This is a genomic window from Algoriphagus aurantiacus, from assembly GCF_035156405.1.
GTDB classification, from domain to species: domain Bacteria; phylum Bacteroidota; class Bacteroidia; order Cytophagales; family Cyclobacteriaceae; genus Algoriphagus; species Algoriphagus aurantiacus.
Window position 1 is genome coordinate 1 of the sequence record NZ_JAXRUT010000049.1, and the last position, 17,654, is coordinate 17,654.

At 42.8% G+C, this 17,654-nt stretch carries 16 protein-coding genes; 5 read left to right on the top strand and 11 right to left on the bottom strand.

Features of this window, described 5'->3' with window-relative positions:
- The first annotated feature begins 1,409 nt into the window (after positions 1-1,409).
- Entirely contained in the window at positions 1,410-1,691 is a 282-nt protein-coding gene (locus SYJ56_RS25030) for a DUF6520 family protein (RefSeq protein ID WP_323838995.1), read from the top strand.
- Positions 1,692-1,747: 56 nt separating this feature from the next.
- Here SYJ56_RS25030 and SYJ56_RS25035 read toward each other — a convergent pair whose 3' ends face one another.
- The 3 genes from SYJ56_RS25035 to SYJ56_RS25045 all read right to left on the bottom strand — a co-directional run bounded on the left by SYJ56_RS25035 (position 1,748) and on the right by SYJ56_RS25045 (position 8,174).
- Entirely contained in the window at positions 1,748-3,103 is a 1,356-nt protein-coding gene (locus tag SYJ56_RS25035) for a RagB/SusD family nutrient uptake outer membrane protein (RefSeq protein WP_323838997.1), read from the bottom strand.
- A gap of 488 nt (positions 3,104-3,591) precedes the next feature.
- Positions 3,592-6,813, bottom strand: a complete 3,222-nt coding sequence (locus SYJ56_RS25040; RefSeq protein WP_323838999.1) for a SusC/RagA family TonB-linked outer membrane protein — start codon at positions 6,811-6,813, stop codon at positions 3,592-3,594.
- Positions 6,810-8,174 carry a redoxin domain-containing protein gene (locus SYJ56_RS25045; RefSeq protein WP_323839001.1) on the bottom strand — a complete coding sequence of 455 codons (1,365 nt, stop codon included), beginning with the start codon at positions 8,172-8,174 and terminating at the stop codon, positions 6,810-6,812. The genes SYJ56_RS25040 and SYJ56_RS25045 overlap by 4 nt, the downstream gene beginning before the upstream one ends.
- On the opposite strand from SYJ56_RS25045, the gene SYJ56_RS25050 reads away from it, so the two are divergent.
- A complete protein-coding gene (locus SYJ56_RS25050) occupies positions 8,155-8,403 on the top strand; it encodes a hypothetical protein (protein ID WP_323839003.1) in 249 nt (82 codons plus the stop codon). The two genes, SYJ56_RS25045 and SYJ56_RS25050, sit on opposite strands and share 20 nt — an antisense overlap.
- Before the next feature lie 283 nt (positions 8,404-8,686).
- Here the strand turns inward: SYJ56_RS25050 and SYJ56_RS25055 are convergent, their stop codons facing one another.
- The gene (locus SYJ56_RS25055) at positions 8,687-8,878 is read right to left on the bottom strand and encodes a hypothetical protein (protein WP_323839005.1); all 192 of its coding nucleotides are present in this window, start codon (positions 8,876-8,878) and stop codon (positions 8,687-8,689) included.
- A gap of 125 nt (positions 8,879-9,003) precedes the next feature.
- Here SYJ56_RS25055 and SYJ56_RS25060 point away from each other — a divergent pair, with 125 nt between their 5' ends.
- Entirely contained in the window at positions 9,004-9,258 is a 255-nt protein-coding gene (locus tag SYJ56_RS25060; protein ID WP_323839007.1) for a helix-turn-helix domain-containing protein, read from the top strand.
- Here SYJ56_RS25060 and SYJ56_RS25065 read toward each other — a convergent pair.
- On the bottom strand, positions 9,250-10,125 hold the full coding sequence (locus tag SYJ56_RS25065) for a HEPN domain-containing protein (protein ID WP_323839009.1): 876 nt from the start codon (positions 10,123-10,125) through the stop codon (positions 9,250-9,252). The two genes, SYJ56_RS25060 and SYJ56_RS25065, sit on opposite strands and share 9 nt — an antisense overlap.
- Positions 10,126-10,210: 85 nt before the next feature.
- Here SYJ56_RS25065 and SYJ56_RS25070 point away from each other — a divergent pair, with 85 nt between their 5' ends.
- The gene (locus tag SYJ56_RS25070) at positions 10,211-10,624 is read left to right on the top strand and encodes a thermonuclease family protein (RefSeq protein ID WP_323839011.1); all 414 of its coding nucleotides are present in this window, start codon (positions 10,211-10,213) and stop codon (positions 10,622-10,624) included.
- Between the two features lie 285 nt (positions 10,625-10,909).
- Here the strand turns inward: SYJ56_RS25070 and SYJ56_RS25075 are convergent, their stop codons facing one another.
- The 4 genes from SYJ56_RS25075 to SYJ56_RS25090 form a co-directional block, all read right to left on the bottom strand.
- Positions 10,910-11,326, bottom strand: a complete 417-nt coding sequence (locus tag SYJ56_RS25075) for a hypothetical protein (RefSeq protein ID WP_323839013.1) — start codon at positions 11,324-11,326, stop codon at positions 10,910-10,912.
- 399 nt (positions 11,327-11,725) lie between these two features.
- Positions 11,726-12,919 carry an MFS transporter gene (locus SYJ56_RS25080; RefSeq protein WP_323839015.1) on the bottom strand — a complete coding sequence of 398 codons (1,194 nt, stop codon included), beginning with the start codon at positions 12,917-12,919 and terminating at the stop codon, positions 11,726-11,728.
- Between the two features lie 3 nt (positions 12,920-12,922).
- Entirely contained in the window at positions 12,923-14,026 is a 1,104-nt protein-coding gene (locus SYJ56_RS25085) for an MBL fold metallo-hydrolase (protein ID WP_323839017.1), read from the bottom strand.
- 71 nt (positions 14,027-14,097) lie between these two features.
- The gene (locus SYJ56_RS25090) at positions 14,098-14,682 is read right to left on the bottom strand and encodes a Crp/Fnr family transcriptional regulator (protein ID WP_323839019.1); all 585 of its coding nucleotides are present in this window, start codon (positions 14,680-14,682) and stop codon (positions 14,098-14,100) included.
- A 487-nt stretch (positions 14,683-15,169) separates the two neighbouring features.
- On the opposite strand from SYJ56_RS25090, the gene SYJ56_RS25095 reads away from it, so the two are divergent.
- Positions 15,170-15,448, top strand: a complete 279-nt coding sequence (locus SYJ56_RS25095; protein WP_323839021.1) for a DUF3892 domain-containing protein — start codon at positions 15,170-15,172, stop codon at positions 15,446-15,448.
- Positions 15,449-15,537: 89 nt separating this feature from the next.
- Here the strand turns inward: SYJ56_RS25095 and SYJ56_RS25100 are convergent, their stop codons facing one another.
- Both SYJ56_RS25100 and SYJ56_RS25105 read right to left on the bottom strand, forming a co-directional pair.
- Positions 15,538-15,936 carry a response regulator gene (locus tag SYJ56_RS25100; RefSeq protein ID WP_323839023.1) on the bottom strand — a complete coding sequence of 133 codons (399 nt, stop codon included), beginning with the start codon at positions 15,934-15,936 and terminating at the stop codon, positions 15,538-15,540.
- On the bottom strand, positions 15,911-17,428 hold the full coding sequence (locus SYJ56_RS25105) for a PAS domain-containing protein (RefSeq protein ID WP_465038405.1): 1,518 nt from the start codon (positions 17,426-17,428) through the stop codon (positions 15,911-15,913). Before SYJ56_RS25105 ends, SYJ56_RS25100 begins: the two co-directional genes overlap by 26 nt.
- Positions 17,429-17,654 lie beyond the last annotated feature (226 nt).

Consider the following 17,654-nt stretch of genomic DNA (forward strand, 5'->3'; position numbering starts at 1 on the left):
TTTAAAATGATTTATAGATTCTAATTGGAACGGCGGATCAACTCCCCCTTATAGCAGGAATAGAATAAAATATTGCAGCCATTAGCAAAGGGGGCTAGGGGGATTTTGAGTGGAATGTATTGTAAAGTCTGAAGGCAGTCAGGAGACTGCAATATCCTCAGCAAAAAGTCAGGAGACTCGCTAGCTGAGCTGCATAGATAAAGTGAAGTTTGGTTGTTGCGATACTTTTGAGGCCAAAAGTATCCAAAAGCCTTCGCCCGAAATCAGCTTTGAATAGCCTTCGGACAATTCATTTATTGGATCATAGTCCGGCTAAAAACAAACGGATCTCGTTCGTACCTCACGAGCTAGTTCGTTTTTTTAACGCCTTCCTATTTCACCAATAAACCAGCTGCTTCCAAGGGCACCTTCCTTCATACTAAGTCATGTGCTATATCGTAGTGTCTTGGGTTAGGGAGTAGAAACGAAGAAATGCCGTAGGCATGCCTGACCGGTAGGCAGGCATGGCAGATTTGTCACTTGTCCGCCGTGGCGGAGCACCGGGTTTTAACCCGGTAAAAAAAGAGAAAAAAGGCCATTTCCTTCGGACATGAAGCAAAGTGGTAAGACGAAGGCTTGTTCCGAGGAGGTCTATAGAGTTAGTGAATTTACATAACTAAAAACACCATTAATTAGAAGATCGGGATTACATCCACGATAATTATCGGGACCCGCTCAGCGCTAATGCTGGTTAACATCACCACAAAAAAAAGCGGAACCTATGGGTTCCACTTTTGGGGGGGTTAAGTTTTAATCAGGCTTTAGCAACTAATTCCTTATACAATATACAACTAATTATCAGTTATTCAGAACTATACCTTAAGAAATATTTCAACAATAGTTCCCTGTATGTAGAAAGGGAAGACTGGAGGCTGAAGATGTTAAAGTTTAGGGAGGTTAAAAGTTAAAGGTTAACGTAGTCAATACGATACTTCGGCTTAACGATTAACATTTAACAGAACTACAAGAATTTGATATTAAAAGATTATGAGGCTCAAAAGCACATAGTTCTAAACCATATAATATTAAAAAAAAGGCAGGGCTGCCGCCAGCCCCACCCAAAAAATATAGAGACTAGTCTACAATTCCTTCGAGGAAACCTTCCTTGTTGAAATTGAGGACTGGTTCGGGATTGCTACTTCCGGTTCCCGGATGGTAGGCAACTACAGTAAAGAAAAAGAGGTTCATTTCTCTTAATAGCCTGGGGTAAGAGACTGGCTAGCACCCAATGAACCTCTGAAAGGGAAAAGCCGAAAACCCTAAAACAGAGTAGGCATTTTAACCACGTACCTAGTGGATACACTTCTGCTTCTACTCGGAACGCCAAACGGTTTCCCTGTTTTTGATCTGTTAAAAAACAGGACATAACAATGAATAAACTATTGAAATTTTTGCCTGCATTTGCCTTAATCTTGGCATCTGGCTTGGCAGTGGCAGTAAATCTGCCAGCAGCTATTGACAACCCACCATCCAAAATCTGGACACCAGATGTGGAGGAGGACTCCGGTTATAGAGAAATCACATCGGAAATACTAGGCACCAACTACCAATGCAACAGTGGCGGGCTTGAGTGTCGGGTTCAGTTCCATAATGACAATCCTATGACTGGAAATAAGTCTGTGCTTACTGCTGGAACTTATAATCCACTGTAAACCTGCAATCAAACTAATTTTAGTAATCCCGAAGGCTAGTGGCCTTCGGGATTCTTTCATCGCTCATTTTGAACTATTCCACTTAACTGGATTTCCTCCTGTGGGATGGGGAAAACGTATTTATTTGATTCCGGCTCCAACGTTATCATTTCCCCAGCCATTGTTCTTTTTATGGTCTTGGAAAATTCAGGTTCCTGATTTAACCTCCTCAAGTCAGAATAGCGAAGTCCTCTACCCACCAGTTCTTTTTCACGTTCCTCCAAAATCCTTCCCAACAAGTCCTTACCTGTTTCGGGAATATCAGGGGTTATGCCTACCTGCATTCTTCGGGAAAGAAAGGATCCCATAATCTCCAATGCCTCCTCTTCTCTATCCGTACGGACAAGACCTTCTGCAGCCAACAATTCCAGTTCACCGACACCTAATCCTCCAAAAAGTGAAAAATTTCCAGTCAGACGCCCCCTGTACAGATACCTGTTTACTCCTACAGAATCAAAGAAAGCAGGGAACCGTAAGTCACCTGAACCGTACTTTTCCAGCAATAAGGTATCAAGAAACACTTCCGGAGAAGAGCTCAAACGAACTGATACCAACTCTGAATAAAACACCGTCTCTTCTCCAAATATCACAAACGGACGGCTTTGGCTAATGTCCAGCTCATTGAAATCAAACCTGTCTTTGTATATCTCTAAAGCTGAAAGAGCAGCCTCCGTCAACCCAGGATAATTGAACATCACCAGGTGGACCCTTGCCAATATCCCCAGTGCCGATGCTTTAGTCGGCCGTGTCTTGGGCAATTGATTATCAGGCAATAGGGATACGGCCAGCTGTAGATCATCCAGAACTCTCTGGTAACATGTTTCCAGATCACTGCGGACAGTCCCTTCATTGATATCAGGGTTTGTCTTTAAAACTATTCCGAGTGATCCCCCATTTCCTCCGTCTTTTTGGTAGGCAGGAGCAAACTGTTGTAATAGCTGATAATAGGCATGGGCTCTATGAAACAACGCTTCTCCTCTCAGTTTATCAGCTTCTACTTGATCTGTGGTTTCCAAGGTTTCGAGCCCATCCAATGCAACATTGGCATAAAACACCTGTTGATATGGAACAAACCAATCGTCAATTCTATCTCCCTGATACGGATCATCTAACCAGTAATAGGATCCAACTTCTGAATTGCTCATTACGGATAATCCTGCTTCGGTGATAAAAAACTCATCTCCTGCATGCACCGTGAGAACAGGTTGTTTATTGAAAACATTGGTATTGTCCAGCAGGGCCCTAATGTCTTCCAGTTTGGAAGGAACCACGAGGCTATTATCAGGCTTGGGGTCCAAAAACCCTTCGCAACCGCTCATTGTACCCACCAGGATCATCCCCAGTAAGCATCTTATTATTATATTTTGTTTCATCTGATTATAATTTGTTTTTAATAGTCATATAGCCTGGGCCCGACTGTCTAGCGTTGAAAAACTACTTGTATGTGGTGTAGACTTGGAGCATCAGTGGTTCTTAATCTGCTATTGTCCTTAATCCATCATATCTAGATTATTTCCTCTTTCTTTTTGAAAGGCAAAAAGAAACAAAAACCTTTGTCGTGGCAAAGCTTCAACCGCACAAAACCAGCCGCCTGGCCCGCGGCCACGACCATCCAGCGCGCCCTAACAACAAGAAAATGTGCTGATACGGTGGTTGCTGCGATATAATCATCCCCCTGTGTGACGATCTACGTCATGCCTGGCCTCAGGCAGGCTTGATTTCATTTTAATATTGTTTAGGAAGGGGGGCTGTGGAGTTTTGGAAAACCCCACAGCGGAGGTCACATGGAATTATTTCGGAGGTAACCACTCCTCCACTTATGAAGAAAGCTTCCTCTTTTCCCCCCAGGTAATACATCGTTTTAGAAATCAAGGGTCAGGCCGACTGCCAGACTTCTTCTGGGTTTGGCCCAGCCATAATCCGGATCCCAGGTGGAGTCGGTCTTCTTCCAGATGATCCCCAGATTATTGGCATATAGGAACAGTTCTGCTTTTTGGAACCTTTTCTGAAAACCCCGGTCCATAACAGGAGGGCTATACCCTAAGCGAATATCCTGGAGACGGATATGATCCCCTTTTTCCACCAACACCTCTGCGTTGGAATAGAACCTGTCCCTAAAGTTATTTCTGGATTCAGGCATGGAAGGCACCTGGGTATGCAGCTCATCCCCTGGCTTCTGCCATCTCAAGGCAAAATCTGAATGTCCTCCCCTTGCCATAAAAATGGTGTTGTATTGGATGGAGGACCGCTTGAAATAGTATCCCAAACGGTAGCTGATATTTGCCGACAGGCTAAAGCCTTTGTACGAGAATGTATTCCGAAGAGAGCCAAAGGTAGTAGGCCTTGCGGGACCGTTATAGACGATGTTTTCCAAGGTGGACCCGTTCACAATAGTCCGATAATCCTGTGATGGACTGCCTTCCACAATACCAACCGGAGCACCTGTCTGGGAATCCAATCCACTCCAGGGCAAACTGTAAACCCCAAACAGCGGCCGTCCCTCAACAGGAAAATAAGTGCCTCCAAGGCCTGCATTTCCGTAACTCAGCAGGTTATTGACCACGGGCTCAATTTCAAAAGAGGTCACCTCTTCTTTGATGCCGGAAAGAAGGAGGACTGTAGTCCACTTGAATGCACCCGTCATATTCCTGGTTTCCAACATCAGGTCATATCCTTTGGTAAGGGTACTTGCATTATTTCCGGTGAAGTATTGGATTCCTGAAGTCGGGGCAAAAGGAGACTGACCGATCAGATCAAGCCCCTCTTTCCTATAAAGCTCCAACGTCCCTGAAATCCTGTCATTCTTGCCTGTAAAATCCAGTCCCAAATTGGCAATCCTGATTTTCTCCCACCGGAGGTTCCTGTTGGGTGAATTGACAATCTGGGCATAGGGCAACTGGGTCAGGAAATTATTGGAAATAATCTGGGCAGTAGTAAAAGCAGATAGACTCCTGTCCACATTCCCATTGAAACCATAAGAGGCTCTTAATTTCAGAAAAGGGAGATTTCCCCACTGATAGAAACCTTCCTCACTGATGGTCCAGCCGAGTCCTGCCGACCATAAGGGGACATCCTTCTGATTGGTGGCAACACCAAATAGATTGGAGGCATCCTTCCGGACACTGGCTGTAATCAGATATTTATTTTGGTAGGAAAGTGAACCATTGGCAAAGAGAGAATAAAAGCGGTCAGCTCCTCCTGCCACTCCCTCCCTATTGGGAATCAACGTGGTAAAACCTGGATCATTAAACTGGGGAAACAGTATCCTATAATCCACCGGGGCAATGCTGGAACGCTCAGGATCATAGCCGTAGTAGCGGGAAGAGGAACTTTCCCTGTCCAAAGCTTTAACCTCAGCGCCTGCCAGTGCATCCAGTCTCCAATCTCCTTTCCAGGAATTGGTATAGTCCAGCATTCCTCTCAAAGAATGGCTTTTTGACCTGCTAAAGGACTTATCCCGGATTCCTCCCAATGGGATATTTCTGATCAGGTTGCCGTTATCATCTATGGTAGTAAACAAGTTGACCAACTCCCGGGCATAATAGCTGTCTTGGCCATATTGTGTATCATTGTTGCCGGACTGCTGCCAATATTGGTAGAGCACTTTTATTCCCAGGCCTTTGACCAGTTTATAATCCAGTCCCAGATTGATCCTCCAGTCATCTATTTTTGAGCGGCTGGGACTTTTCCCTATTTCTTCCAAAGGTTTGTATGTCCAGTCCATCAGCCCCTGTTCCACTGCCTCTGATTTGAATGCATTGCTGAACTGTCTGTTGAGGGAAGTTGGCCTCCCGTTTCCGTCTGCCAGACTTGCATAAGGATACATATCCTGCAGGGAGGTAAAATAAAGATCATCCGGTCCGGCATTCTGGTCGATGGCATTGGTCTGCGTTCCATAAAACCCAAACTGTATACCCAGGCGATCATTCAAAGCACGGAAGCCGTTTTTGATGCTCAGCGTATTTCTTTCTGAGAAATTGCCTACAACAGGAAGTCTCAATTGGTCAAAGCCAAGGGCTACCCGATAATCAAAACTCTCCTTCCCTCCTGACAGTCCCACGCTGTACTGCTGGTTCATCTGGGTTCTGTATAGGTACCTGTTCAGGTCAGTTCGAAGATCCTGATTCCTGAATGCTTCTATTCTATCGCCAGCCTCACTCTCACTGATCAGCCCCTTTTGCCGGCTGTCCAGCACCTCTACCAAGGGGGTCACTGCCGGACGGGAAGAACTGTTGAGAGAACTGTTGTAATAGCCGGTTTCAAAAAGCCGCTCCTCCATGGCTATGTAATCGGATACAGACAGGTTTGGCGCAAGAAAAGGATCTGGATGTTCCACCCAGTTGGCATTGGCCATCAGGCTGACTTTCATTTTGTCCGATCTCTTTCCTGATTTGGTGGTGATCACGATCACTCCATTCCCTGCCCTGGCTCCCCAGATAGACGCTGCCGCTGCATCCCGTAGCACGGTAATACTTTCCACATCGTTGGGATTGATATCATCCAGACTTCCGTCGTAAGGGAAATTATCGATTACGATCAGCGGCTGGGAAAACCTGCCCAGTGTACTCCTTCCACGGATAGAAATGGGATCTCTTCCCGCATCACCGGTCCTGTTGAAGATCAGACCTGAAGTCACATCCTCCAACCGGTCTATCAGGCTGGTGCTGACCCTTCTGTCCACCAGCTCTTCATCCAGCTGTACAAAAGAGCCTGATGCCCTGCTTCTTGGAATTTCCTGATAGCCTGTAGCCAATACTTCCACGGCACCCAAATCCATGTTCAATGCTTTCATTTCGACAAGCAGCTCACCTGAAAACGGTATTGCAACCTGTTTCTTAAAAGTCTCATACCCCAAAAACTGAACGGTAAGCTCATATTCTCCATCAGTAAGAGAAAGTTCAAAATCGCCATTCTGATCAGCAATGACTGTGTGATTGCCCGGTGTTGCCGTGACCATGGCACCCGGAAGTATTTCCGCGCTTTCTATATCCACTACCCTGCCCATCAAAGAGTTACTTTGGGAATAGGACGGCTGAATTCCCACCAGGAACAAAAGGAAATAAAGTGTTATACGTATTTTCATGGGGCTAGGAATTTAGGTTCTGAAATTTTTCTGAGCACCAATACGGGTACCTCTTCCTCGCGCACCACCAAGTCCAGTCCATTTTTCAGAAGGGCTTGTTTTAAACTGGCGGGATCCGATAACCGGGCATCCAGTTCCAGATCAATGGGATAATCGATTCCCGTTCGGTTCATCACCGGATAAGGGCTTATGCCCATGAAATAGGCATTCAGATGGTACACAAATCCCTGCAGGGGATAATTGGTCATATGAAGTCCAGTGTTGGCATTATAGCTCTGTTCAGTTGAAGAAGATGGTGGGTAGCTTTTCCCTTCCTGTTGGACCAGGGCATATACCTTGATTTTTCGGCTTTCCACTTTTGCATCTATATGTGGAAAGAACCGCTTTAGATCTTCCCGCATCAGCTGGTAAGGGTTGTGATGGAGCGGGGCGATCAGTTCATAACCGAATACATGGGTGCCTTCTGCCATCCAGTCTTCATAGTCCAGTCCAATTTTATCAGACCATAGCTCTTCGGGTTCAAATCCTTCACGGACGATTCTGTTTCTCCCAAAGTAATCCACCAGGTCATTTTCCGAGTAGGCCAGCTGATAATGATATAGCAGGCTCATATTGATAATCCGGATATGGGATACTTCATTAAATCGCTGAATCAGAGATCCGCCGACTTCGGGGATGTACCCTGTCATGGCAGACTCGAACCACAGATTCTTGTTTTGCAGCTGTGGGGTTTCTGTCAATAATCTCGCCTCTACAGGGATTTCTATCTGACGGTCTTCTTTGAGACGAAATGAGCTCTCACCGGAAGCCATTAGCAGATCCAGTTTTTCATCGCTCAGATCCTCTATGCCCGTGATGGCTGTTACCCTACCCTCAGGGTCCAAAATAACCACATGGGGGATTATAAAGTGTGGAAAATAGGCGGCCAGCTTATTGGCATCTACCACCAAGGGCATTTTGGTTCCCTGTATTTCAGGATAGCCATTTAGAAAGTGTTCTATGCTTTCTCCCTTAAACACCGTCACCGGAATGATTTCAAGCCGCTCCCCATATTTTTGTTCCAACTGCTCCAAACGGGAGAGTGATGCGATACTTGCCGTGCAGGTAGGTGCCCAAAACTCAAGTATGACGTATTTGCCCCGATAATCATCCAGGCGGAGTTTATCCGAGCCGTACTGTAGCACCTCGGAGAACTCGATCCCAGAAGGAATCTGATCACCGATGGTGAGCGTATCAGAGGAAGTGGAACTACTGCCCCACTCCTCCTCTACTTCGGGTAACGCAACTTTACTTTTTGCTTTTACTGTGCTTGAGGGAAGGCATAGGTATCCCACTAAACAGATGAGTATTAATTTTTTCATGCTTTTGATGTTTGTAATGCTGGAAGACCGAAGACGGGAGACGGAAGTATGTCACGCCCGAACTAAGTCGAAACGGATTAGCTCCTGTACGCTAGGACGAAAGTCCGATGTCGGATGTCGGGTGACCGATGAGAGCACCGTCATTGCGAGGACGAAGGACGAAGCAATCTCAGTCGCAGTGAGCAGAAGTGGGAAGTCAGAAAGCTCAAAGCTCAAAGCTGAAAGCTGAAAGTAGATCCTCAAACGCTTGAATATTGACTCTTGACCCTAGATTCTAGCCTCTACCCTCTTGCTACTTGATACCTGCTACCTACCTACGGCAGGCAGGCTTGATACTTCTCACAAGACATAGTTTTTCCACCTCGGCCTAATCAACCAACCAGCAATTGTTATAACTAATAACTAAATGGTGTCAGCGCTACCAGCTATTCTGAGCTTGCTGACGTGAGTGTGTAGTAACCGATCTGCTCGGGGATGTGCACCTCCCCTTTCACGGTCTTAAAAATGAACCCTTAGATTGGGTTTTTGGGCTTCAATGGAAATAACAAATCCATAGTGCCACCTTCCTGCTGTGCAGGAGCTGCTTTAGGCAAATATACCGGAAGTGCTAGCCTCCCTGTCCCATTGCTGGGGCCTGAGAAGATGCCCGAGCCTCGAATAAAATAGGAGGCCGCACTTCCAATGTCGAAAATCAATTTGACCATCATCCTGAATTTTAGGCTTCTCAGACCAGCAACGAGGATGACAATAACTCAAATATAATAAATAATCTAAAGAAGTCAACATTTATGTTGACCAATGATAAAATAAGTTTCAAGAGTTTCAGATCATGAATGACAGTAATCTGAAAAAATTCCGCGTAAACCTTGGAAAAAAAATAAAAAAACGTCGACTTGAATTGAACCTCTCCCAACCCCAATTGGCAATTAGGCTAGGAAATAAAGATAAACAGGTTGTCAATAGATACGAAAAGGAAGGTGCTAATCCAACAATTTTCAACTTTATCGAACTTGCTAAAGCGTTAGAATTTACACTTGATGAATTACTTGATTTTACTGATTTGGAAAAACCAGAATCAAATTAAAGCCTTTAGTCTTAGTAATTCTTTCTCGCAAAAATCCTCAACTATCTTTTTCATCAATTGAACTTTCTGAAGCATATCTCTTAGATCTGCTTCAGAAATTGAATAAGTTTTTTTATATCTTGCATCGATATATCCTTTTTTAAGATTTTTAAAAACGTTGGATTCCTGCTCCACCTGATCAGGATCGAAAAAGAGGAAATATAATTCGGGATTAAGATGCTTCGAATATTCTCTCAAATTTTGAAGGTTATGAGATTTAGGCTTAAACCCCCTATTCACTAATAAAATAGTAGCATATAAATGCTCAGCAGCTTGATGTAAATAGAAATTACTAACCCTTAGACTATGTCTCTCTAATGAATTCTGACCATCCATCAAGAAGTCGCAAGCCATTGGGTACCATATATCATAGTATTCCAGAGCTCTATCCAATAACTGCCTAGGAGTCAGTTCTATTGGCTTAACAAATTCAGACAATTCTGTATCATAAAGGAAAATCCCTTCTTCAATTATTTGTTTGAAAAAATATTGATCATAAGATAGTCCCTCATTGATGTAATCAATACTATGAACAAGAGCACTGACAATCCCCATAACAGAATTAATCGCCCTATTTTCAATCTTACTCTTAAGCTCATATTCCTTGATTGAATTGTCTTTGATCACCACTAAGAAATCAAAATCACTCCGATAAACGAAAGTGACACCATCTTCCACAGTAATATCATCAACCCATTTACCTTTGGCATAGCTACCAAAAAGAATGACTTTTTCCGGATTAGCCACTTCCAAGATGATATCCAATGCTTTCGCAATTTCATCCTGCTTCTTAGGTGGTAAATGTTGAAGTTTTTCGCTTAAATCCATACCCTAAAAGTAGCAAAAATGGCAGTTCGACCAATGTTGATACAAGTTTTCTTCTTAAATTGATAGTGCAACCTGTTTTACTGTCATGAGGAAATTTCTTCTATTCCTAATCTTCTTATTCTCCACATCAACACTCCTTTTCGCCCAAGAGCGTCATGGTCCATACAAGATTCATAAGTTCGTGGATGGAGATACTTTTTGGGTGAAGATGGGTACCGGAAAAAATGAGAAGATCCGCTTAATTGGTGTAGATACTCCCGAAGTAAAGTGGGAAGGACTGACAGAAGAGCAACCAGGAGGAAAGGAAGCTTCGGAATATGTGAAGAACCTGCTAAAGGGTAAGAAGGTGTTGCTTGAATATGACGTGCAGAAGTATGATCGGTATGGAAGGACTCTGGCATACGTGTATCTGGAAGACAGTACTTTCTTAAATGCCCATTTGCTGGAAATGGGACTGGCGAGAATGGCGACCTATCCTCCAAAAAGTTCTATACCATGAAATTGCAATTCCATTGGTAAAAATTTGAAATACCTCCCTTCCTAACAAATCAGGTATGAACTCCAATAATAGCCTCTATTCCACCACTATTGTGACACTGTGTGTGCAATTCCTCTTGAGTAAAGGTAATCAAAAAAACACTTAGACTTTCCTCCCTTATTTCTTTAAATAATAGGCTGTGAGGAGACTTAGTTCGCAGTATCAGAAATGATCGATAGAATTGTTCATACATAGTAGGATTGAAGCCAAAAAACCAGTAAGCCCTTCCTCTCTATTTCTCCTAGCCTATTGACAAGAATCCGTGATATAGACAGAGTAGATGGATATATAACTTTCTCTCTGGGTTCTATTGATAAACCTGAAATAAATCACATCGGCACCGGCAGTGTAATCCTCGGAGAAATGAAACCTCCTCAAATTCTCCCGTTTGACATCCTGAAAACGGGGAAGGATATGATGCTCCTCCAAGACTACTACCTTGTCAATCTGAAAGGTCACTTGGTGGACTGCATTCTCGGGGTCTAGCATGGGATACAGGTACTCATACAGCGGTTTTTCCCATTTGTCCGGTAGTGGTCTTTTGCCTATCACCCATTTGTAAAGTGACTTCCCGCTTATCCCAAGACCGTCCTCGATCACGGAAATCCGGATAAGATGCTTATGCATCATCAAAAATTGTCTGCCAAGTGAATCTGCGATCATACGTTTCTTTCAAGCTTACAACTTAATACATAAGTTGAGAAAAATAAAACACCTCCGCGCTAGTCTGACTCCTCTCAGGGCTTATTCCAATATCCCATTCTATATATCCATTCTCTAAATAATAATATGATAGCTATGTAATGGCCAAATGGGATTTGCCTCCCCTACTGGGACAAGGCTAAAATAATACGTCATTACCAATTGTCTGTTATCGTCTAGTCCTACTCTGTAATTCCTTCTATCCCATACAGTAGTCGAGAGCAATTGGTTTTCTAACCTCCCATCTTCACGCCCGATGAGCTCCGCTCTCAGCCCTCCTATACAAAGTATTATTTTGCTGGAATTGCTGCCTGACAACAATAATCCAAAATGGTAAATCTATCTGACTTGGTTATGACTCTATTTCATTCTCAGTTTTATTATTAATGACGATACCAGCGTAATTACCCCGATTAATGCAACTGGAGTCATGATTCCAAAAAAATCAGCTGTTAATCCAGTCAAAATTGCCCCAAAAGCATATCCCAAATCCCGCCACAACCTGAACACACCTATACTATTCGCCCGTTGTTCTGGATGGGTGAATTCAGCTATCGCTGCCAGAAACGTTGGGTAAACCACCGCCGTACCTATCCCCAGCAGAGTACTTAATGCTGCAAATTGAACAAAGGAAGTAGCAAATATCATGGCTATGATAGCTATACTCTGTAGAAGCATCCCCCAAAACAACATCGCTTTTTTCACAAGTATATCAGCCAGCTTCCCTGTTACCAATTGGCCTAATCCCCATACGATCGGATAAATGGCCACAATTTTCCCCACGTCAGCCAAACTAAACCCTTTGCTGGCTAAAAGGATAGGAAAAAGTCCCCAGATCATCCCGTCATTCAGATTATTCACCAGCCCGGCTTGGGTAATGGAGCCAAGATTTTTGTTTGTCCAGGTTGTTTCCCTGAAAATATTTGTGAGCTTTTTCACTCCACTCACTTGAGTTTCCGAGAGTACATGATGGGCTGTATCTTTTACCAAATAATAACTGGCAAGTAACCCGACCACCGCAAAGCCTATCCCCATATAGAATGGGTATGGTCTAAGCCCAAATTCGGAAGCTATCCACCCTGTGAGGAAGGCAACAATTCCAACGGCCAAGTAGCCTGCGGATTCATTTAACCCCATGGCCAACCCCCTATCTCTGTGTCCCACCAAATCTATTTTCATCACTACAGTACTCGACCACGTGAGTCCTTGATTGACACCCAACAAAATGTTGGCGGCAATGATCCAGTTCCAGTTTGTTGCGAAAATCAGAATAACCGGAACGGGAAGTCCAACTAACCAACCCAAAACCAGGAGATTCTTTCTGCCAAACTTGTTGGCAAATGCCCCTGTGTAATAATTGGTAATGGCTTTGGAAATCCCGAATACCACTATGAAAGATAGAATGGCTGTTTTGGCGGCGACACCAAAATCCACCTCAGCGATCTGAGGTAGAATTGTCCTCTCCAACCCTACCATTCCACCTACAAATCCGTTGATAATAACCAACAAGGTGAACTGTTTCCAGTTCTCTCTTAATCCTAATTTAACATCCATAGCTTATGTGATAGCACACCTGTTAGCACCAGCTTCCAGATCAATAGGATCGATATTGGAAAAGTCTCCCGTGAGATTTTTTTCCAGAATTGTAAGGTAATTCACAGGAGTATCAGGTATCCTATCTAAGAGTGTTTGGACAAAAGTCTCTTCGCCTCGCTTGAGTAGTGACAGATTAGATTCAACCTGCCCTAGTTCAGCCTGGATAACTTTATGGTCAAAAGCTATCGGTTGACTGGTATGTCCAGGCAGTACAACAATGGACTTATCCAGCTTTAACAATTTTCTGAGTGATTGGTAAAGCTGACTTGCTTTATGCTTGGCTCCCTCCTGATTCACTTTCAGATCAGGTCTCCCCACACCATTTGTAAACAACGTATCACCCGTAAGAAGGGCTTTTCCATCAACTAGGTAGCACGTACTTTCGGAAGTGTGTCCAGGGGTGTGAACGGCATTTACCTCTACTTTGCCAAGAGAAAATATCGTATTGTCAGTAATTGGATGGAATGGAAAATTGAGTTTATCATTTTGGGCAATGGAAGGAATAAGCCCATAAGCGTCCGCCAGCATCTTTGATCTGCTCAAATGGTCTGCATGAATGTGGGTATCCATGACATACTTTAAAGTCAGATTCCTTTGGCGAATCACTTTTTCATAAACCTCCACGGGTAATGAGGCATCAACAACCATGGCTTCCTGTTCTGAAACAATCAGGTATGAAAGGCATCCTTTTCCGGTACGCCTGAACTGAATAAGCTCAAAATTATCAAAGGATACTTCTGCTGTATTCCATGACAAACTCCAGCTTTTCATGCCTCCTTGCAGGCTATAGGCTTCATAACCGGCCTTTTGCAATAAGGCAGCAGCAATCTGACTGGTTTTCCCTCCCGAACAAACAGTTACTACCGGAACAGATTTATCCAGTTCGATGGACTCCAAGGCATCAGGATTACCCTTTACTAGTTCATCATACACATCTTGATGAATACTTCCCGGAATATGCCATTCTTGTCGTTCATGGATGGGCCGGATATCCAGTATGGTCACTTTTGAGCCCGAATCCAACCATTCTCTGAGTCTATGAGTATCTATCTCTTTTTGCTTCATCTTTTTTATACTTAATGATGATGCAAATGACGGTACTGCAGAAACCAGTTCCTTTTACATTTGTTAACTAATCAGGAAATATTGCCCCTGATTCTGCTCAGACTAACTTGTGTAATGCCCAAATAAGAAGCGATGTGTTTCAAGGGGATTTCTTTCACTACCTGAGGGGATTTTTCCAACAAAAATAAATAACGCTCCTCCGCGCTATGAAACTGAAGACTTTCAAGCCGGTTGATGGTATCTACATACGAGCGCTCGACTAGTAAGCGAAACAGACGCTCTATATCCCTGTACTGGTCAAAAAGTGTGAAAAGTGGATTTGCAGGTATAGCCAGAAAAATTGTTTCATTAATGGCTTCTATAGCTTTGTGGCTGGGTTTTCCTGTAAAAAGACTCTCCGCACGTATGATGGGATCATTTTCAAATGCAAAATATTCTGTCACGTCCTTGCCATCCTTGTAATAGAAAATCCTGGCAGCCCCTTCCTGCACAAAGTAGATGGTTTTACAAGTCTGACCAATGGTTTGCAGATTCTGATGCTTTTTGATTTTGACTTCTGTCAATAATTCCAATAGGACATTCGAAGCTTCAGGAGACAAAGGACTTATACTGTCAAGATGAGCTAGAAATTGTTGTTTGCGGGCTAAGTGTTCCATCTGACTTCTATACTAACAAATTAAAATCATATGAGTACCCCCTCTTGTATTAGAATAACGTTGAGTAGTGTCTGGGTGAGTTTATAATTTCAACTTACTATCCTAACGAGGCTGTAATTGGCTTTTTCCACCTCCTTACATACTCCCTCCGGAATTATTTCGTTCTCAGGACAGCCATTAAAGAAGAGGCGCTTGGCTCTGCTAGCATTAGACTGTAGCGATCAAAATATTATGTATTCCAGTGTTTTTGTCGAAAATAAGAAAAGCGGGGGGATTTGCGGTTTTTTGGAGGGTTTGAGGGCAACATAAAGCTGGAAGACCTGAAAAACTGAGGTGGGAATTGGGAGGCAAGCCCATGCAGCTCTCAAAATAGGACGTAGAATAATTTTGGCTAGGACGTATGGGTATTTAAGCCTATAATAAATCTAAACCTCTGAAATTAAAACATTTTGTAAATTCACATTTTTACAGACGTCAGTTAAATACCATGAAACGATTACGGATTCTCTGTTCGAAAAAAAACAAGAAAGAGACTTTTAACCGGGATATTACCCATATAGGGGGAGTGAATGGAACCGGTGAGAAATGGACTATTTCAGTCCATGATGCTATAGCTGGCATTCATTCCGGATTGTATGAATTTTATATCGTAGAGCATTTAAAAGAATTAGATGTGCGCATCACCGGTGATATTGAAAAATCCCTGACTGCAACAGGCCAAGGATACCTGCATAATTTACTGGATGATCTGCCTGATTGTCCTTAAGCCAAACTAATAACCATCAAGCGTATTACTGCCACTGACACTCCCCATAAACTGCATATTCAATCAAGTTTTTTATTAGAAATTAATATTTACATAGTTCTCCACTGTTTAGCTTGTTCGATAAAAGTTATGTCTTCAAGATCATCCGCTTTCAATGGTTTGACCAAAAAGGAGGATACTTGGTTATAATTTTTTGATTTCATTTTATCTTCTGGGTCTACAGAAGAAGTTACTATATGCACTTGGAGATCTATATCTTTGGCTTCCAAGGATATCGCTTCTAAAAATCCCCATCCGTCCAACTCGGGCATATTCAGATCTAAAAAAATCAGATAAGAATTCATTGGGTTGCTTTTTAAATGGGACATAGCTTTAAGTCCATTTTCAAAAATCAATAATGGGGTATTAGGTAACTTCCTCCGTATTATTTTGGAATGTACGAAGTTAATCACCGGGTCATCATCAATAAGCAGAATTTGATCTACCATCTTTTACAGCCTCCGTCTTGTTAATTATTTCAAGAATTACATTGTCCAACTCTTCTGCTGAAGCAGAAATCAAGTCAAAAATTTCCCCTGTTGATTTGCCGCCACCCTCATGTTCCTTCATTAGATAAATTAAACTCAAAATTCTGGCAAGTGGTGCCCTGATCACATGGGATTGAAGCCAGGCAATTTCCCGAAGCTTCTCATTCTGTTTTTTGATTTTTTCCAGCTGTTCACGGGATGCTGTCACATCCAAAACCGATCCAACTGATCGTAAGGGTCTCCCCTTTTGGTCTCTGACTATAAAACATCGATCCACAAAATATGCGATTGAACCATTTTCGGTAAGTACTTTATACTCTTTTGACCAAAAGGTTTCTTTCTTATTGTTCAAAGCTTCCTGAAATGAATTCCAAACATCTTCCACTTCTTGGAAAGTCATCCCACTGTACCAGGAATTTTCCTTTGAAAAAGGCTCATTGACGTTGTAATTGATTAATTTACAATAACCGGGACTTCGGTTTATCATTTGGTTCTGGTGGTTTATTTCCCAGATCATTTCATTGCTGGCCTTGATGGCCAATTGAAAACGNACGTTGTAATTGATTAATTTACAATAACCGGGACTTCGGTTTATCATTTGGTTCTGGTGGTTTATTTCCCAGATCATTTCATTGCTGGCCTTGATGGCCAATTGAAAACGTTCATTGCTGAGAGCCAATTGCAATTCATATTCTTTTCTCTCGGTAATATCCTGAATTGTACCCTCAACCCTAACTGGATTCTGATTTTCATCAGCCAGCATTCGGATTTCCTGGTGAACCCACTTGATTTCGTTTGAGGCTGTGATTATTCGGTGTTCAAAACTTTGGACTTTGCCAGGCTCAAGTATATCGCTAGGATCACCTTGGATAAGATATCTATCATCGGGATGGAAAGTTTGCGTCACATTGTCCATAGTTGGAACAAAATTGTCTGGTGTGTAACCATAGAGAAGGTATGTTTCTTCACTCCACTCTGAGAGATCAGTGGTAAAGTCTCTATACCAATAGCCAAGTTTTGCTATTTTTTGCGCTGTTTTAAGCTTCGTGTTGGAGATGGAGAGCTCGATTTGGGCCTCTTTTTGTTCAGTAATATCTTTGGCTACGGCAATGATGATCTTGGATTCTTTTATCACAGTACCATTCCATACTAGCCATTTTATGTTGCCGTCCTTTGTCAAGAATCTAGCCTCAAACGGTTTAGGAGCCGCCCCCCCCATCAACTCTTTAATTCTTGCCTGTGCCTTGGCCTTATCCTCTTCATGTAAAAAATGGAAAACTGATTTGCTAAATAATTCTGTCTTTTCATAGCCTAAAAGTTTGGCAAACGCATTGTTGATTTTCTTAAGATATCCGTCAAAACCTAGTAACCCGTGGGGGTCAGGTGAAATTTTAAATAAACTACGATACTGTTCTTCGGTTATCTTTTGCTTCACCACAGCTCCTATTTGCACACCTGCAGTCGTAAGCAATTTTATCTGAGCCAAAAGATCTTTTTTCTCACAGGAGCAAAGGCAGACAATACAGCCTAAAAATTCCTCATTATTCAAAATCGGAATTCCTATTGCCGTTTGGAGGTTGGCCAAATCGGCTAGTTTAGCCCTTAGAAAACTATCGTTATTTTTCAGATTTTCCAAAACACAGGTTTCCTGAATCTCCCATACCTGTCCGGGTAGTCCT

What these genes read in the sequence shown, in the direction of transcription:
- SYJ56_RS25095 (WP_323839021.1), top strand. Translation starts at nt 15,170, where the DNA reads ATGAAACGATTACGGATTCTCTGTTCGAAAAAAAACAAGAAAGAGACT.
- SYJ56_RS25055 (WP_323839005.1), bottom strand. Translation starts at nt 8,878, where the DNA reads ATGGTCAAATTGATTTTCGACATTGGAAGTGCGGCCTCCTATTTTATT.
- SYJ56_RS25075 (WP_323839013.1), bottom strand. Translation starts at nt 11,326, where the DNA reads ATGATCGCAGATTCACTTGGCAGACAATTTTTGATGATGCATAAGCAT.
- SYJ56_RS25085 (WP_323839017.1), bottom strand. Translation starts at nt 14,026, where the DNA reads ATGAAGCAAAAAGAGATAGATACTCATAGACTCAGAGAATGGTTGGAT.
- SYJ56_RS25100 (WP_323839023.1), bottom strand. Translation starts at nt 15,936, where the DNA reads ATGGTAGATCAAATTCTGCTTATTGATGATGACCCGGTGATTAACTTC.
- SYJ56_RS25060 (WP_323839007.1), top strand. Translation starts at nt 9,004, where the DNA reads ATGAATGACAGTAATCTGAAAAAATTCCGCGTAAACCTTGGAAAAAAA.
- SYJ56_RS25040 (WP_323838999.1), bottom strand. Translation starts at nt 6,813, where the DNA reads ATGAAAATACGTATAACACTTTATTTCCTTTTGTTCCTGGTGGGAATT.
- SYJ56_RS25090 (WP_323839019.1), bottom strand. Translation starts at nt 14,682, where the DNA reads ATGGAACACTTAGCCCGCAAACAACAATTTCTAGCTCATCTTGACAGT.
- SYJ56_RS25080 (WP_323839015.1), bottom strand. Translation starts at nt 12,919, where the DNA reads ATGGATGTTAAATTAGGATTAAGAGAGAACTGGAAACAGTTCACCTTG.
- SYJ56_RS25050 (WP_323839003.1), top strand. Translation starts at nt 8,155, where the DNA reads ATGAGTATTAATTTTTTCATGCTTTTGATGTTTGTAATGCTGGAAGAC.
- SYJ56_RS25030 (WP_323838995.1), top strand. Translation starts at nt 1,410, where the DNA reads ATGAATAAACTATTGAAATTTTTGCCTGCATTTGCCTTAATCTTGGCA.
- SYJ56_RS25045 (WP_323839001.1), bottom strand. Translation starts at nt 8,174, where the DNA reads ATGAAAAAATTAATACTCATCTGTTTAGTGGGATACCTATGCCTTCCC.
- SYJ56_RS25035 (WP_323838997.1), bottom strand. Translation starts at nt 3,103, where the DNA reads ATGAAACAAAATATAATAATAAGATGCTTACTGGGGATGATCCTGGTG.
- SYJ56_RS25070 (WP_323839011.1), top strand. Translation starts at nt 10,211, where the DNA reads ATGAGGAAATTTCTTCTATTCCTAATCTTCTTATTCTCCACATCAACA.
- SYJ56_RS25065 (WP_323839009.1), bottom strand. Translation starts at nt 10,125, where the DNA reads ATGGATTTAAGCGAAAAACTTCAACATTTACCACCTAAGAAGCAGGAT.